Below are 13,189 nucleotides of genomic sequence, written 5' to 3'. Positions count from 1 at the left end.
CGCCCGCAGCTCCGCCGCCGTCAATTCCTTCCGCGTGACCTCGATTGCCATTCGATCCTCCCTGCCGTCGGAACAAGAGAATCAGAATCTGAACGCTTTGGGAATCCCCTCAGAGTCAGAAACAATGGCCGTTGGTATCAGCGCATCAGTGGTCTTCCTCGAGACCTCGAAAGCAGTGGGAATGGCGGCCAGCACAAAGGCCTCACCGTCAGCCGTCAGAGACACATCCAGCCGCCGCAGATCGCTGGTGGAGGCTTGGGTTTGCACAAAGCCCTTCTTGCGCGGCCGGGTGACGACGCCTTTGGTGGTGGCGGCATCCATCGCCACCAAGCGGCCCAAGTGGTTTTGCGACATCACGCCTAGCTGGTGTAGTTTCACCAAAGTGGCGAACTGGGTGGGGGTTACGTCTGACAGGGCGGCTGCTAAAATTTCCAAGTGACGCTGCTTGGCAAGCCGCAGCAGGTAGCCGATTTGATCTTCCAGCACATAGGCGTTTTGGTCAGCTTCAGCCATCTGGTGTTCTGTTCAGCTCAACGCTGCGTCTCTACTGTGCTGGGTCATTTTCAGACACCGCTTCTGATGCATAACCGGAGTGCGGCGGGCGGTTTAGGGTCTGGACGCGGCTGTTGCAGGGCAGCTTCAGGCAGGTTGTCGGCAATGTCCAACTGAACGTGTCGGAGGGGCCAAGGAAAAAGGTTCGGCGGTTGTCGATTTGGCTCTGTGCCTGCGGTTTTGTACGCGACGGGTTCGTGCCGCGCACAGCCAGTAAAGCGGCTTTGGCGCGGGGATCGGCGAGGAGTCTGTTGGCGACGGTTGTGGTCAGTAGAGCGATGGGGGAGCAGGCTGGTGGTAGCCTTGCACCGGGGCGATAAGGCGAATGTCGCGGCCGCAGGCGGCGGCCTTGATCATGAAGGCGTCACCGCGCAGCACGAAACGGCCTTCGGTTAGGACGAAGTGGCTGAAGTGGCGGGAAGTGGGGGTGAGGGTGCCGGATTCGCCGGGGTTCAGGACGATTTTTCCGAAGGCTTTGAGTTCTCGCAAGGCGGGGTTTAGCGGGCGGGTGTAGACTTGGGCGATCTCTTTTCCCGTTCTGGCACCGATGTTGGTGCGGCTGATTTCGGCAGAGATAGAACCTGTTTTGTTGATTTTTCCTCGGTGGTAAGATCAGCGGAGGTTATGTCGGCCATGCGGCGATGATTTCTGCGGTGGTGGCCAGTTCGACTTGGTTTGGCAGGCGGCGGGCGATGATGTTGAGTGTGGCATCGTGGGCGGCTTGGTCGGAGCTGGTGACGGCATCGCTGGCGAGGATGACGCGCAAGCCGAGGTCTACGGCGGTGAGCAGGCTGGCGTAGACGCAGGCATCGGTTTCCGCACCGGAGAGGATCAGGGTGTCTGTCTGATTTAGGCGGGGTTGGACGGCTGGGAAGATCGAATAGGTGGTTTTGTCGAAGATTTGGGAGGGGTGGGCGATTTGCTTGAGCGGTTGGATGAGGTCGAGGATTGCGGGGTCTAGGCCTGTGATCTGCGGGTAGGATTGGTAGAGATTTTGCCAGCGGCCCGTTGATGCTTCGGGGTGCTGTGGGGTGATGAAGCGGGAGTAAAAGGTATTCGCGGCGGTGGTTTGGCAGAGGGTTAGCACGTTGGGCAGAATGTCGGCGATGCTGGCCACATGCCAACCGCGCGGCTCGGCGAACAGGCGTTGCAGATCGATGACGATGTGTTTGGTGTGGGGCGAAATGGGTGCAAGCATCAGTCTTGCACGGGGATCGAATGGGCGGGGGACCAGTGCAGGGTGATGGTTTCACCTTCGCGCATCAGGGTGCCGTCTCGGTTGGCTTGAAACAGTTTCAGGCGCGTGCCGTCGGGGGTTTGCAGCAGGTAGGATAGGGCGGGGCCAGCGTAGATGACGGTGAGGATCTTTGCGGCGATTTGGTTGGTGGCACCGTCGTGCGGGGCAGGGGACATTTTTTCGGGACGGATGGCGAGGGTGGGTTTTTGACGGTTTGCTGGGAGGGGGGCGGTGGTTTGGATGGCGGTGCCATCGGGCAGGCGGACGGCACCAGATTCAACGACTCCGGTCAGGAAGTTGCTGTCACCGAGGAATTCGGCGGCGAAGCGGGTTTGCGGGTTCTCATAAATTTCCTCGGGCGCGCCGGATTGCACGATGCGGCCTTTGTCTAGGATGGCGATACGGTCGGATAGGGTGAGGGCTTCTTCTTGATCGTGCGTCACGAAGATGGTGGTGAGGCCGGTTTGGCTTTGGATGCGCAGCAACTCAACCTGCATTTTTTGGCGCAGGCGGCGGTCTAGGGCGGAGAGGGGTTCATCGAGCAACAGGACCGAGGGTTTGATCACCATAGCGCGGGCGAGGGCGACGCGTTGTTGTTGGCCGCCGGATAGGTTTTTCGGCATCCGGTCGCCGAAATCGGCGAGGTGGACCATGTCTAGGGCTTCGGCGACGGCTTTCGGGGCCTCTGCACCCCTTATACCACGGAGTTCCAGACCGAAAGCGACGTTGCTGGCGACGGTCATGTGGGGAAACAAAGCGTAGGATTGGAACATGATGCCGATGTTGCGGCCCCAGACCGGGATGCCGGTAACGTCTTTTTCGCCGATTGTCACCCCGCCTTGGTCGGGGGTCACAAAACCCGCGATGATGCGCAGCAGGGTGGTTTTGCCGGAACCTGACGGGCCGAGAAGGCTGGTGAAAGTGCCTTGCGGGAACACCGCGTCGATGTCGCGCAACACGGGGACGGTGCCGAAGCTTTTGGCGACGTTCTGGACGGATACGGTTGTCACTTGGTAGCTCCGGGTTTGGCGAAACGGGCGAAGATCAGGATCACGGTCATCGAACCGAGCAAAAGCAGGGTCGGATGGCGTTGATCTCGGGCGTGAAGCCCTTGCGGATCGCGGAATAGATCTGCACCGGCAGGGTGGTATAACCGGGCGAGGACAGGAAATACGAGATCACGAACTGATCCAGCGAGACGGCGAAGGCGAACAAAGCCGCGCCGAGGATCGAGGGGAACAGCAGCGGCAATGTGATCGCGAAAAATGCGTGGATCGGGGTGGAGCCGAGCGACATGGCCGCCTCCTCTAAGTCAGCGCGAACGGATTTCATGCCAGTGCCGACGACGAGGACAACATAGGGCACGGCGAGGGCGACGTGGCCGATGATCAGCGCGTGCATGCCGCGCCCGATGCCGGTTCAGAAGAAAAAGATCAGCATGCGGTGCCGGTGATCAGCCACGGAATCGCGATGGGGGGTAGCAGGAGGAGTTGCAGCAGACTGCGGCCCCGGAATGTGCGGCGGGATAGCGCCAATGCGGCGAGGGTGCCGATGGCGGTGATCACGGCGAGGACGATGGAGTTGAAGCCGGACGTCAGCAGCTCGGTGTTGGTCGACAGCGCCGAATACCAGCGGGTCGAGAATTTGAACGGGAGTTCGTACAACTCGGATTCATTGAAGCCCATCGCCATAAGCACGAAGATTGGGGTATAGAGGAAGATCAGGATCATCCCCAGGAAGACTTGGCCTAAGCGGGTCATGCGGTGCCTCCGGTGCCACGACGCAATATGCCGGAGAAGGTGGCGAAGATCGCCAGTGTGACGGCGAGAAGGGTGAAGGACAAGGATGCGCCAAGCGGCCAGTTGAAAGCTTGCGTGAATTGGTCCTCGATCACTGTGCCCATGGTGACGCCGACTTTGCCGCCCAAGATGCGGGGTTCCATGAAGGAACCGATCACGGGGACGAAGGTAAGGACAGCGCCGGAGATCAAGCCGGGGGCGGCGAGCGGGATCAGGATTTTGGTCAGGATCACCCACCAGCGCGCGCCAAGGCTTTGTGCGGCCCCGATAATCGCGTCGTCAATGGTGACGAGGGCGATGTAACAGGTGATGATCCTATAGGGCAGGTAGCCGTGGACAAGGCCGATCACGATGGCCTCGCGGCTATACAGAATGGCGATGGAGCCTGCGGTGGGGGCGATCCAGTGCCAGAGGTTGTCGAGAAAACCGTTCTCGCGCAGCACCATCGTCCATGAGAACACGCGGACAAGTCCGTTGGTCCAGAACGGCAGCAGGATCAGGATCAGCAGGGTTTCACGGCGCGCGCCCGTGGTGCAGCGCACGAGGGCGAGGGCGGCGAGGAAGCCAAGCACGGCGCAGGTGAGGGTAGTCCACAGGCCCATCAGCAGCGTGTTGGCGGCAATTTTGACCAGGTAGGGCTGGTCGATGAAGGCGCGGTAGTGGCGCAGGGTGAACTCGATTGGGGCCTTGCCCATTGGGGTTTTGTTCATGAAACTGAACAGGAACATCGTCAGCAGGGGCAGGAAATCAGCTAAGCTCAGCCAGCCGTATGCGGGCAGCAACAGGGCGGTGGTGGACACCCATTGCGGCAAGATGCGCGCCCCTTTCAGGGCGCGCTGTGGGGTTGCCTTACTCGGCATAGAAGGCTTTCACCTCTTGCCACAGGTTGTTGAAAGCCTCGCGGCGTTCGTCCGGCATTGCCGACATGACGTTTTTGCTGACCATATATTCGGGTTTATGGACCTGCGCGGAAAGGTCGTCGGCAGGCAGAGTGGCAAGGGCCTTTGAGTTGGCGGAAGCGGGTGCGCCGACTTTGGTGGCCCATTCGATGTAGAATTTCGGATCAATCATCCAGTTGATGAAGGCGGCGGCACCTTCGGGGTTCGGTGCGCCGGTTGCTACGGCAAGGCCGTCAACCCAGACGATTGCGCCCTCGGTTGGGACGATGAAATTGACCGGCAGTTTGGAATTGCGTTTGGAGCGGACAGCGCTGCCGGACCAGAACACCGAGACGTCAAATTCGTTGGCGGCGAAGGATTTGTTCCATTAGTCTTCGGAGGACCACAGCATCTTTACGTTGGATTTCAGCGATTTGAGGGCTTCGGTGATGGCGGGCAGATCGGTGGGATCGTTGATGTCTTGCCCGGTCATCAAAGCGCCCATCGCGACGGCGATCATCGCATCGTCGTCCATCGCAAAGCGGCCAGCATAGGCGGGAGCAGCGAGGTCTTTGTAGCTGGCGAGGGTTATGCCTTCGCGCGCGGCGATCGAGGTCATGCCCCAGACCCACGGCACCGCATAGCCTTTGCCGTCGATGGTGAAGTTCGGGTTGGCCAGGGGGTCGGGGCTGACATCGGCGGCGTTGGGGGCCGTAGAGAGATCCGCAGGCGCGATCAGGCCTTCGGTGGCGGCAGTTGACACACGGGCCGAGTTCAGCAGGACCACATCATAAGCGCCCGGATTCGTGCGCATTTTGGTCAGGCTTTCGGCCTCGGACGAGAAATAGTCGTGGACAACTTCGATGCCGGTGGCTTTCTGGAACGCTTCCAGCGACCAAGCCTCATCGGTGCCGTAGCCTTTCCAGTTCAGCACGGTGATTTTGCTACCCGCCGCGCGGGCGGGCAAGGCGGTGGATGCGCCTACGGCAGTAAGGGCCACCGACAGCAGCCGCAGCGTGTCGCGTCTTGAGAAATGCGACATGTCAGACCTCCGTTAAGCCCGATTTCTGGGCCGTTGTTATGGTGAACCGTCGGTGGGCTGACGGCAAGCTGGCTTGGGGCGCGGAGGGCGTTGCTGTGCCTCCGGCGAATGCTGGTTTTCGATGGTTTGGTTGGTTTTTCGCCTGGTTCACCCCACCACCGTATCGCTCTTGGGATGGCGATTATTAGGTTGTGCGCATGTCATTATTTGGTCACGAACTGCTGTCAATTTTTTTTATGGGATTTGGAAGCGCTGATTTAGTTCGGAAATATCACGTCGAGTTTTGCGCCTAGATCTGCGGGGGTGATGTCAAAGGCGAAACCGCCTGCGATTGGGATTACGCGAATCATCTTGCCGTTGAGGTGGGCGAGCAGCGGGGCTTCAGGTGTTTGGCGGAAGAGGGTCAGTCGGCCTGCGTTTGTGATGCGGTGCAGGGTGGCCGAGATGCGGCTGGGGTGCAGGTGTAGGTTTGTCAGGGTGCCGGGGAAGGTGAAGGAGAGGGCAGGCTTGTTGTTTACTGTGACGGTGAGGGTGGCGTCGTCTACCGCGACCGATAGCGGGCCGAAGCGGGAGGCCATTGGGCCGCATTGGGTGGTTTCGCCGCTGTTGGTCAGGGTCAGGCCCGCCCATGGGTCGAGGTCGATCAGTTCCGAGATAGCCATCAGAGGCAGCAATCCGGCCCAAATGTAGAACGGGTCGGTGTCGCCTTGATCCATCGCCTCGCCTGTGGTGGCGTTGTAGTTTTCGGCGGCGATGCGGTGTGTGCGCCAGTTTTGTAGAAAAAGATTTAGGCTCTGTTCGGCCAAGAGGCTGGCTTCCGGATAATGACCGGTACGGCGCAGGGCGCGCCAGACGAGGTAGTTGACGTTCGGCCAGATCCGGCCGCGCCAGTAGACGTTATCGAGATACGCAGGGTCGTCTCGGGTGGCATTGGGCAGGGAGTATTTGCCAGCAAAGGTTTTGGGGTCTGCGAGTTGGCGGAGCAGGTGGGCGGTTTGTTCGGGCGTGGCTGCGTTGCACAGCAGGGGGTAGAAGCTGGTCGGCGACAGCGAGCGGACGAAAGTGCCGTGGCGTTGGCGGTTGGCGAAGATTTGGCGGGATTCGTCCCAGAGATGGGTTTGGATCTGGGCGCGGTGGGTCGTGGCTTGGGTTTCGAATTCGACGGCTTCATCGACGCGGCCTAGGACGTTGGCGATCAGGCTGAGCATTTCGGCATCCAGGGCTATCACGCAGTTCAGGCCAAGATCCCAGGTTGAGAGGCTGCGGGTTTCGGGGTTGTAGTTCGCCTCGTCATGGGTTGCGGAGTTGTCCATACCGGTTTCATTGCGCGCGCCAAACGCGGTGCCTTTATACAGGGCCTCGCCCACGTCGGAGGTGCCGCAGGAAATCAGGCTGGTGCCATCGGGGTCGCGCATCTGCCGCCACCAGCGTTGGTTGCGGGCCATGGCGGGGAAGCATTGCTCTAGAATCGAACGCTCGCCGGAGCGTTGGTAGAGTTGCCATGCGATCAGACTCCCCAAGGGCGGTTGGCTGCGGTCTACCCATGTGTCGCGTGAGGTGGAGATACAGGCGAAATTGCCTTGCGGGGTGGTGGCGGAGAGGGCTGTGGCGAGGTTTTCGCGGGCGAGTTCAGTGTCGAACAGGCCCGCCAGCAGGGCGGCGTAGGTTTGGTCGTTGTGCCAAACCGCAAAGGTGCCAAGGTTCCAGATGCGGGTGGCGGCGGTGTAGGGGCGGTTGTTGGTTGCATCCCAGATGGTGTTCCAGCCGACGATATCGCGGATGGCGGACAGGGATTCGGTGTGAGGGGTGGTGGCGTCGGGGGCGTGCTGGTGAGCGTTGAGTGCGGCTTTGGCGGCGGCGATGGCAAGGGGGGCGCTGTCAGCTGCTGCGGCGGCATAGGTGCCAGAGCGCATCATTTCCAGGTTGAAGCGGAGGACTAAGACGGAGGCGGATGTAGCGCGGCTGTCGCGGCTGAAATAGCCGTTTTGTGCGTAATCGGCACAGAGCGCCTCTAGGGATTCGTGGCCTGTGACTTGCACGGGCGGGTGTTCGGTGGCGATGGCGGTGAAGCGGTCGCCGGATTGCAGTAGGGTGATGTTTTGGGCGGGGTCGAAGCTGGCTATGGTACCGTCTTCGGCGGAAATCGCGATATTCACCCAGAAGCGCAGGCCCCATTCGGCACTGGTTTGGGCGGACCATGTGGTGCGGAAGGCGAAGGGATGCGGTTTGGTGGTGGCGAAGGCGAGGGTGGTGCCTGCAAGGTCGGCTTCGAACTCGATCAGGCTGCCGTCGATGCTGTGGCGGCCAAGGCGCAGGGTGTCTGTGCGGGGTTCCAGCTTGATGCATTGGCGCAGGCGTGAGGAATACAGCAGTGGAGTGACGCGGATGCCGAGGGGGAGGAACACCATCTCGCCGGGGCGGTCGGACCATGAGTTCTAGGCGCGGGCCGTGGAGACTGTGGTGTGTTTCAGCATGGCGTTCCCCTTGATTCGCGGCAGTTCCAGGGGCGTTTCATCTTACCTTATGCATAAGTTTTTGACCCTGAATGGCTTTCCCATCTGGGAGACGCTTGTGCTATTTGATTGAGATCACACAATATGTTGTGGTTGGTGCCGCGTTTATGGGGCTTTCGTCAGGTGCCAGATCAAATTCACCCGGCTTCAGTGGCCAGAACCAGCGCTGGGCTCGGGTTGATGCTCTACCGTGGGGATGCGCCAAGCGGGGGGGTGTTGCGGTGCGATGGCTGGTGATCGCGCCGATGCCGGGCAGGATGCCGAATTGGATGGATACAAGGATGGTTTTGCCGGGGGTGTGCTGGGCTTTATCCTCAAAACGAAGTCAGCGCAGAAGCCTTTTTCGATCATGCCGGTGTCAAGGTTGCGCTGACGGGTGGTGTTGCCGGTGCCAAAGCAGAACGCCAGTTCGGCGGGCATGTTGCCGAGGCTGGAGAGCATGGCGATCATGCGCAGGATGCCCAAGGGTTGCACGCCAGAGCCTGCGGGGGCATCGGTGCCAAGGATGATGCGGTCGATACTTGAGTTCGCGGGCGGTGTTCAGGGTCAGCAGGGTGGCGCGCTCGTTGCCGTTGTGGACGATCTCTAGCCGCTTTGGGCAGCTTTCGCAGATGCAGATGATTTGATCGTCGGGCAAAGCGGAATGGCCGCCGTTGATATGGCCGATTACGTCGGTGCCGGTTTCTAAGACCATATCGGCGTCGATCAAGCCCGATCCTGGGATAGACGGCCCACCGGTTTGGATGGTGCTTTGGATGCCATATTTGCGCGCGCAATCGACCATTTGCTTGGCGGTTTTGCCGTCTTTGACGGTGCCGCGGCCAACCTCGCCCAGCAATTTGACGCCTACATCGGCGAGGTCTTTGAAGTCTTGCTCGACCATGCCATGCTCGATCACCGGCGCGCTTGCCATGACTTTGACGCCAGAGCGACGGAAGTTTTCATGCCAACGCTGGGCGGCGATCGCCATTGCCTTAAGGCCTATGATGTCGCGCGGGCGGCCGGGCATGTGGACCTCTCCTGCAGAGATTAAAGTCGTGACGCCGCCGTGCAGGGTCGAGTCGATTCAGTGCAATTGTTGCTGGCGGGGGGTGTAGTCGCCGATCACCGGATGCACATGGCTGTCGATCAGGCCGGGCGTCAGGGTGGCACCGTTGGCGTGGACCAGGGTGGTGGCGTGTTCGGTGTCAAGATCAGCCTCATTGCCCCAAGCGGTGATCTTGCCATTTTCGGAGATCAGGCAATCGGCGTCGAGAATGGGTTGCTGCATCCGGCCAGACAGCATCAGGCCGATGTTGCGGATCACCAGTTTTGTGGGTTGGTTGGACATTTTGGCCCCCTAGTTTATTCGTCAGCTAACATGCTTATTGCCTGGAGCAAGGGGGCTGATTTGTTGATGGATGTGACTGATTTGGCAGGGTTAGAGTCGATTGCCGATGTGCGTGGGCCGAGGGAATATCGGCTGGAGGCGGTGGTTGAGATGGTGACTCGGCTGCTTTGCGATCTGGTGCAGCAGGGGGTTCGGGCGGTGTTGGGGTGGCGATGCGCAGGCTGGATGGGCTGGCGAAGGTCGAGGGGCGCGATGGATATTGGGCAGGGGTCCAATAGCGTGATCGCGCAGATTCTTGCCACGGCTTTGGGTGCGGATGTGCGGGATTTGGCGCTGGTGGGGCCGGATACCGATGTGACGCCGGATGCGGGGAAGACCTCGGCCCCGCGGCAGACGTTTGTCAGCGGCAATGCGGCGTGGCTGGCGGGGGTTTCGCTGCGGGCGATGATCCTTGAGCGGTGCAATGCGGCGGTGGATGCGGTGTTGCGGTTTGGTCGGGGCGTGGTGGAGGTGGCGGACGGCGCGGGGGTGCATCGGCTGGAACTGGCCGATTTGGCCCCGGACGGTGAGGGCTATGTGCTGCGGGCCGAAGAACGCTATGATCCGCCGACGCTGCCGCTGGATGCCAATGGGCAGGGCGCGCCCTATGCGCAGTTTGGCTATGCGGCGCATTTGGTGGTGGTGGAGGTGGATCTGAAGCTGGGTTTGGTCAAGCCGCTGCGGTTTGTGGCGGCGCATGATGTCGGTCGCGCGATCAATCCGCTGCTGGTGGAAGGGCAAGTGCAGGGCGGAATTGCGCAGGGTTTGGGGATGGCGCTGCCCGAGGAATATCTGCCGGGACGCACGGAAAACCTGCATGGTTATCTGATCCCGACCATCGGGGATGTGCCGCCGATTGAGACGTTGATCATCGAGGAGGCCAACGCACACGGGCCTTATGGGGCAACGGGGTTGGGCGAGCATGTGCTGATCCCGACAGCGCCCGCGATACTGAATGCGATCCGCCATGCGACGGGGGTGGCTGTGACCCGAGTTCCTGCGACACCTTCACGGGTGCGGGCGGCGTTGAGGGAGGCTGGTTATGAAGGACGCTGTGAGCCCGGAAAAGATCCGCTGCGATGCCTGCCCGGTGATGTGCTACATCGCCGATGGCCGCGCGGGGGCGTGTGATCGGTATGCCAATCATGCCGGGGTTTTGGTGCGGTGGGACCCATTGGCCGTGCTGAAAGTGGGGGCTGTTGCGGTGCCGTTTCTGGAGGGGCAGCCGGACGATTGGGATGGCGATGTGATCAAGGGCAATCGGCCCTTTATCACGGCGGTCGGGGTGGGGACGACTTATCCCGACTATAGACCTGCGCCGCTTATTGTCAGCCAAGAGGTTGAGGGCGTGGATATGGTCACTGTCGTGACCGAGGGGATTTTCAGCTATTGCGGCGTCAAGGTGAAGATCGACACCGACTGGCACATCGGGGCTGAGCGGGCTTATGTGCGGGTGGACGGCGAGGCGATTGGGCATGTGATGACGGGGGAATATGGCATCGTCGATGCTGTCGCTGGGCGGGGTTTTGCATCTGACGGGGGGCGAAGAAGGAAGGCCGGGTGACCTGTGACGCGCTGATGCGGCTGTGCAATCGCGAGGCGGTTGAGGTTTCGATTGACGACGGGGCGACGGTGTTTTTGCAGGCGGGGCAGGCGCGGATGATCAATGGGGTGCCGGAGAAGTTGATGCGGGTCGGCTGTGGATCGGCCACGATTGGGATGTTTGCGAAACAGTGGGTTGGGCATGTTGATGAGCTGGTGGTGGTGGATGACCATATCACCGGGGTTTTGTCAGAGCATCAAGCCGGGAAGCTGCTGGATGTGCCGCCTACGGGAATCAAGATGAAGGGGCGCTGATCAACCCCGGGGCGGTATTTTCAGGTGGCGCATCCGGGGACGGGCTGGGGTGGCACGGATGTCGATGATCCGCTGACGATTTTGAATGCGTTTGATGCGAAGGTGGCTTGGCCGGGGTTGCGGATGCTGATGGTGTCTACGACGGGCGAGCAGTGGGCGTATTATGAGTTGGATGAGGGGCTGGTGCCTAGGGCGCTGGAGGCTCCGCGGTGATGCGGGCCTCGGCCGAGCGGATTGCCGAGAATTGCGAACCTTCGATGTGTTCGGTGCTGTTTATGGGTGGCGCGGGCGGGTCTTTGCGGGCGGGGGTGACGACCAATCCGGTGCGGCTGACGCAATCGGTCAAGGCTGCTTTGACGCGGGTGTCTTGTGGTGGGGCGTCTGTCTCTGTTTGGTCGGGGGCGGGATTACGGTGATGGCGGATGTGATGGCGATGCCTGCCAATTCGTTTGGCTATGTGCCGACTTCGGCATTGGTTGCGCCGTTTGAGTTCACGTTGCGGCTGTCGGATTACGCGGCTTTGGGCGGGCATTTGGACCATGTGCAGCCTGTCGAGGCGGTGATGGGATCGGCGGTGCGGCGGTGCGGCGGTGCGGCGGGTAGAGCCGGGGGAAGGGCGCGATCCGCAGGATGCGCGGCTGTTGCCAGATGGGCGGCGGCTGCATTTGCAGCATGGGCCGATTGATCTGATCATCGGGGCAGAGGGCGCGCGTGAGGTGGCGTTTGCGGCGGCGCGGGTGCGGTTTGAGACTTTGTTGAAGGAGTAGGTGGCGGAATTGCCGCTGTTGAGGCGTGCGGTTGGAGATGTACCTACGGGCGCCGTGGCGCGGCGGATGGTATCTGCTGTGCGGCCTCATGGCGCGCGGTTTCGGATCTCGGTGGCCGGGCTGGATGGTGCCGATTTGGGGCGGATTGATGTAGGCTTTGCCGACACCGCGCGGGGTGTGGCGACAAGTGGTTGGGGTGGGCGGAGTTTCTCATTGAGGATTGCGGATGCAGTGACAGTGTTGGCGCGGTCAGCGGCGGAAGCGGATGTGGCGGCGACGATGATTTGCAATGCGGTGGATTTGCCGGGGCATGTGGCCTTTGGGCGTGCGCCTGCTGACAGCTTGCAGCCGGAGAGTGATCTGGGCGTGCGGCTGGTCACAGTTTCAGTGGGAGCGTTGAGTTTGGGTGAAGTGGCCGAGGCATTGGCGCGCGGTGCGGCCGTGGCCGAGGATCTATGTGGGCGCGGGCTGGCTGTGTGGCTGCGCTGTTTTTGAAGGGGCAGGCCCGGATGGTCGGGCTGCCTGCGCTGACCTTAATTTCTGACGGGAGCCTGTGTGGTGCCTGACGTTATTATGCGATTGTGCGCAAAATCGCAACTGTGGTGGAGGAAATCTTCCATGAGGGTGGGCCAGTGTCGGCCACCCCGCCAAAGCGGGGGGCGATTATGGCGGTGATTTCGAACCCGTTTGCGGGGCGGTATGTCGAGGATCTGTAGCCCTTTATGCAGGATCTGAAGCCTTTGGGTCTGATGATGGCGCAGTGCTTGCTGGCGGCCTTGGGCGGCGATGCATCGGCGATTGAGGGTTACGGAAAGATTACTCTGGTGGGCAGCGCGGACGAGTTGGAACATGGCGCTTTGTGGCATGCGCCGGGCGGCTACGCGATGCGCGAGGTGTTGGGTGGCGCGAAGGCGATTGTGCCCTCGGCCAAGAAGGTGGGCGGTGTGGGCGCGCGGTGGGATGTGCCGATTACCCATGTAAACGCGGCCTATGTGCGCAGCCATTTTGACGCGATCGAGGTGGGGTTGAACGATGCGCCGCGGGCGGGCGAGATTATGGTGGCGGTGACGGATGGCGGGCGGTCCTTGGCGCGGGTGGGCGGGCTGACGCATGAGCCGTCGGAGGGGAAAGACGGGCTGCGGTAACGGGCTTGACTGGCGCAGCCGGGGGTTTCT

The 13,189-nt window shown here is 61.2% G+C and carries 11 protein-coding genes and 4 pseudogenes; 4 read left to right on the top strand and 11 right to left on the bottom strand.

The window, feature by feature from the left end; genetic code table 11:
* Positions 1-81 precede the first annotated feature (81 nt).
* The 11 genes and pseudogenes from Q7V03_RS07510 to Q7V03_RS23815 all read right to left on the bottom strand — a co-directional run bounded on the left by Q7V03_RS07510 (position 82) and on the right by Q7V03_RS23815 (position 9,351).
* The gene (locus Q7V03_RS07510; RefSeq protein ID WP_304924979.1) at positions 82-513 is read right to left on the bottom strand and encodes a MarR family winged helix-turn-helix transcriptional regulator; all 432 of its coding nucleotides are present in this window, start codon (positions 511-513) and stop codon (positions 82-84) included.
* Between the two features lie 306 nt (positions 514-819).
* Positions 820-1,077: a fibronectin type III-like domain-contianing protein gene (locus Q7V03_RS07505; RefSeq protein WP_370651087.1), complete on the bottom strand. Its 258-nt coding sequence runs from the start codon at positions 1,075-1,077 to the stop codon at positions 820-822.
* Between the two features lie 97 nt (positions 1,078-1,174).
* Complete coding sequence (locus Q7V03_RS07500; RefSeq protein ID WP_304924977.1) at positions 1,175-1,750, bottom strand: isochorismatase family cysteine hydrolase; 576 nt, start codon at positions 1,748-1,750, stop codon at positions 1,175-1,177.
* Complete coding sequence (locus tag Q7V03_RS07495) at positions 1,750-2,799, bottom strand: ABC transporter ATP-binding protein (RefSeq protein WP_304924976.1); 1,050 nt, start codon at positions 2,797-2,799, stop codon at positions 1,750-1,752. The genes Q7V03_RS07500 and Q7V03_RS07495 overlap by 1 nt, the downstream gene beginning before the upstream one ends.
* A 46-nt stretch (positions 2,800-2,845) precedes the next feature.
* Positions 2,846-3,190, bottom strand: coding sequence for an ABC transporter permease (locus tag Q7V03_RS07490; protein ID WP_304924975.1), 345 nt, complete (start codon positions 3,188-3,190; stop codon positions 2,846-2,848).
* Between the two features lie 32 nt (positions 3,191-3,222).
* The gene (locus Q7V03_RS07485; RefSeq protein ID WP_304924974.1) at positions 3,223-3,549 is read right to left on the bottom strand and encodes an ABC transporter permease; all 327 of its coding nucleotides are present in this window, start codon (positions 3,547-3,549) and stop codon (positions 3,223-3,225) included.
* Positions 3,546-4,448 (bottom strand): ABC transporter permease, encoded by a 903-nt coding sequence (locus Q7V03_RS07480; RefSeq protein WP_304924973.1) that lies wholly within the window; start codon positions 4,446-4,448, stop codon positions 3,546-3,548. The genes Q7V03_RS07485 and Q7V03_RS07480 overlap by 4 nt, the downstream gene beginning before the upstream one ends.
* Positions 4,438-5,508 (bottom strand): annotated as a pseudogene (locus Q7V03_RS07475) (PotD/PotF family extracellular solute-binding protein). Before Q7V03_RS07475 ends, Q7V03_RS07480 begins: the two are co-directional and overlap by 11 nt.
* A 257-nt stretch (positions 5,509-5,765) precedes the next feature.
* Positions 5,766-7,913 (bottom strand): trehalase family glycosidase, encoded by a 2,148-nt coding sequence (locus tag Q7V03_RS07470; protein ID WP_304924972.1) that lies wholly within the window; start codon positions 7,911-7,913, stop codon positions 5,766-5,768.
* A gap of 466 nt (positions 7,914-8,379) precedes the next feature.
* On the bottom strand, positions 8,380-9,030 hold the full coding sequence (locus tag Q7V03_RS23820; protein WP_370651085.1) for a hypothetical protein: 651 nt from the start codon (positions 9,028-9,030) through the stop codon (positions 8,380-8,382).
* Between the two features lie 57 nt (positions 9,031-9,087).
* Positions 9,088-9,351 (bottom strand): hypothetical protein, encoded by a 264-nt coding sequence (locus Q7V03_RS23815; protein WP_370651084.1) that lies wholly within the window; start codon positions 9,349-9,351, stop codon positions 9,088-9,090.
* A 243-nt stretch (positions 9,352-9,594) separates the two neighbouring features.
* Here Q7V03_RS23815 and Q7V03_RS07460 point away from each other — a divergent pair.
* The 4 genes and pseudogenes from Q7V03_RS07460 to Q7V03_RS07445 form a co-directional block, all read left to right on the top strand.
* Positions 9,595-10,431: pseudogene (locus Q7V03_RS07460) on the top strand (xanthine dehydrogenase family protein molybdopterin-binding subunit); the annotation flags it as partial.
* Between the two features lies 1 nt (position 10,432).
* Positions 10,433-11,932: pseudogene (locus Q7V03_RS07455) on the top strand (6-hydroxynicotinate reductase).
* A 148-nt stretch (positions 11,933-12,080) separates the two neighbouring features.
* Complete coding sequence (locus Q7V03_RS07450; protein ID WP_304924971.1) at positions 12,081-12,509, top strand: hypothetical protein; 429 nt, start codon at positions 12,081-12,083, stop codon at positions 12,507-12,509.
* 83 nt (positions 12,510-12,592) lie between these two features.
* Positions 12,593-13,159 (top strand): annotated as a pseudogene (locus Q7V03_RS07445) (amino acid synthesis family protein).
* The last annotated feature ends 30 nt before the right edge of the window (positions 13,160-13,189 follow it).

This window comes from Cypionkella sp., from assembly GCF_030652235.1.
GTDB lineage: Bacteria > Pseudomonadota > Alphaproteobacteria > Rhodobacterales > Rhodobacteraceae > Cypionkella.
This window is presented reverse-complemented; position numbering and strand designations above follow the sequence as displayed.

What these genes read in the sequence shown, in the direction of transcription:
- Q7V03_RS07510 (WP_304924979.1), bottom strand. Translation starts at nt 513, where the DNA reads ATGGCTGAAGCTGACCAAAACGCCTATGTGCTGGAAGATCAAATCGGC.
- Q7V03_RS07500 (WP_304924977.1), bottom strand. Translation starts at nt 1,750, where the DNA reads ATGCTTGCACCCATTTCGCCCCACACCAAACACATCGTCATCGATCTG.
- Q7V03_RS07490 (WP_304924975.1), bottom strand. Translation starts at nt 3,190, where the DNA reads ATGCACGCGCTGATCATCGGCCACGTCGCCCTCGCCGTGCCCTATGTT.
- Q7V03_RS07485 (WP_304924974.1), bottom strand. Translation starts at nt 3,549, where the DNA reads ATGACCCGCTTAGGCCAAGTCTTCCTGGGGATGATCCTGATCTTCCTC.
- Q7V03_RS07480 (WP_304924973.1), bottom strand. Translation starts at nt 4,448, where the DNA reads ATGCCGAGTAAGGCAACCCCACAGCGCGCCCTGAAAGGGGCGCGCATC.
- Q7V03_RS23820 (WP_370651085.1), bottom strand. Translation starts at nt 9,030, where the DNA reads ATGCCCGGCCGCCCGCGCGACATCATAGGCCTTAAGGCAATGGCGATC.
- Q7V03_RS23815 (WP_370651084.1), bottom strand. Translation starts at nt 9,351, where the DNA reads ATGTCCAACCAACCCACAAAACTGGTGATCCGCAACATCGGCCTGATG.
- Q7V03_RS07450 (WP_304924971.1), top strand. Translation starts at nt 12,081, where the DNA reads ATGGTATCTGCTGTGCGGCCTCATGGCGCGCGGTTTCGGATCTCGGTG.